Raw genomic sequence first — 1,192 nt, forward strand, 5'->3', positions numbered from 1 at the left:
GGCGGCGGTCATTGGGCACCGCCTTTCTTGAGGCTCTCCACCTCTTTGAGCAGGCGGCGGTTTTGCGCCTCAAACTTCTTCATCCACTGGATGGCATCGGCCTTCTCGTTCAGCAAACTGTCGATGCGGCGGTTGAGCGCCTCATTCAAGGCAAGCAGGCGCTTGACCTCGGCTGCCAGCTCGGCCACCACGTCATCGGCGGCGATGATCTTGGCCACCAGCTCGCGCTCGGCACGGTCGGCGGCTTCGGCGGCAGCGATCTCCTCGGGGCTGGGGCCGAAGTCGTCCTCGTTCATGCCTTCGGGTGGGCCTTCGCCATGGGGCACGCTGAAATCCTCGGGCTGGCTGGTCTTGGGCGGCGGCACCACAACCACGGGGCGCGGCAGGGGCTTGCTGATGGCCTGGGCCTGCTGCTCGGGTGGCAGCTTCGCAATGGCAACGGCCTTGGGCAAACCCAGCTCGCCACGCTTGACGGCATCCACCACGACGGGGGCTGCCTGGGCGGTCACTGTCTTGGCTTGCGTGATGGTGTTGGCGTGTACGCCAGCAATGGATGCAAGCTCTGCGTTGGTTTTTGCAGGAAGGTCACACTCAATGTGAGCTTTCTCTCGGTGTGGCGGCTTCCAGGCGTACACCGCAGTGGTGGCCATGGCCAACTGCGCCTTGGTGACGTGGCGGCGCGCTTGGTTCTGTGCCATCACAAAGTCGCGCGGGTCGGTGCCCTGCGCCAGCTCCACCACGGGGCAATCCATCCCCAGCGCTATGCAGGCGCTGTAGCGGTGCCAGCCGTCAATCACCATGCCGTCCAACAAGGTGATGGGGTTTTGCACGCCGATGTTCTCAATCGAGTCCTTCAGCTCCTGGAATTCTTCGGTCGTCATGGCCGGAAAAGCCGCGCTCAACGGGTGCTGGGCGTAGGTTTTGGGCAATGCAGCGGCCTGGCCCGACTGCTCGGGCTTCTGAAAACTGGTCATGGTGTCCTCTACTGGATGGGCTGCGCGCTGGTGTTCACAGTGCGGCGGGCAGGCTTGGTTGCTACTTTTTCCGTAGCTGCTTGCGCTTGCTGGGCATGGTTTTCAGCCTGTTTTGGCTGTGGGTTTTGGTGGTGCTGGGCCTGCTGCTCCTTCGCCCATTCGCTAGCCCCCTTGCGGTTGGCTTCCAGCACCTTCCAGCGGGCGGCATCCAGCTCGGC

The 1,192-nt window shown here is 63.5% G+C and carries 2 protein-coding genes; both read right to left on the bottom strand.

Annotated features, from left to right (window positions below; all coding sequences use genetic code 11):
- Positions 1-8 precede the first annotated feature (8 nt).
- Positions 9-974 (bottom strand): ParB/RepB/Spo0J family partition protein, encoded by a 966-nt coding sequence (locus tag EV674_RS17300; RefSeq protein WP_132750530.1) that lies wholly within the window; start codon positions 972-974, stop codon positions 9-11.
- Positions 975-982: 8 nt separating this feature from the next.
- Positions 983-1,192 (bottom strand): hypothetical protein (locus EV674_RS17620; RefSeq protein WP_207902200.1); only part of this gene is annotated, 210 nt, incomplete at its 5' end.

This window comes from Simplicispira metamorpha (genome assembly GCF_004341365.1).
Taxonomy (GTDB): domain Bacteria; phylum Pseudomonadota; class Gammaproteobacteria; order Burkholderiales; family Burkholderiaceae_C; genus Simplicispira; species Simplicispira metamorpha.

What these genes read in the sequence shown, in the direction of transcription:
- EV674_RS17300 (WP_132750530.1), bottom strand. Translation starts at nt 974, where the DNA reads ATGACCAGTTTTCAGAAGCCCGAGCAGTCGGGCCAGGCCGCTGCATTG.